Below are 622 nucleotides of genomic sequence, written 5' to 3'. Positions count from 1 at the left end.
CGCTCAATCTCCACCCCCTCGCGCGCCAGGATGCCCGAGAGCCGGAACAGCGGCAGGCCGTCGAGGTACTTGGAGACCAGCACATGCGCCACCAGGCCGGGCCCGGGCCGGCCCCGCTCGATGGGCAAGGCCAGGGCAGGCGCCTGCAGCATGGCCTCGCAAGCCCGGCAGGCATAGCGCGGCCGGACGTGCCGGATCACCTTCAGCCTGGCCGGGATCTTCTCCAGCACCTCTGTGATGCTCTCGCCGAGCCGCGTCAGGCGGGCGGGATCGGTGCAGCCGCAGCGGCAGGCGAGGACGGGCTCGTGCACCACGGTCTCGCGCGGCAGGTGTTCGGGCAGCGGGCGGCGCGTGGCGGGCTTGCGCTGGTTGCCGGATTTGTCCTTGGTCCGGTGCTCCTTCTCTGCCGCGGCCTCGCGCTCGGCCTGGTCCTCCTCAAGGTCGCCGATCAGCATCTCGAGCTGGTCGGCCTCGGCCGCCAGCTTCTCGGAGGACCGGCCGTAGCGGTCGCGCCGCAGCGTCGCCAGCTGGATCTTCAGCTTCTCGATCTCGTAGCCCGCGTTGCGCAACTCGGCATCGCGTTCGGCCAGCGCCGCGTCGCGCTCGGCAATCAGCGCATCGC

General features: G+C 71.7%; 1 protein-coding gene. It reads right to left on the bottom strand.

Translation table 11 applies throughout. The annotated features are described in order from the left end of the window. The coding region (locus ACO1BU_RS37695) for an IS66 family transposase (RefSeq protein WP_424140947.1) at window positions 1–622 on the bottom strand (622 nt) is incomplete at both ends.

This window comes from Roseomonas chloroacetimidivorans (assembly GCF_049629625.1).
Lineage (GTDB): Bacteria > Pseudomonadota > Alphaproteobacteria > Acetobacterales > Acetobacteraceae > Roseomonas > Roseomonas chloroacetimidivorans.
Note: the sequence above shows the minus strand (reverse complement) of the source record. Positions and strands in the feature narration are given on the sequence as shown.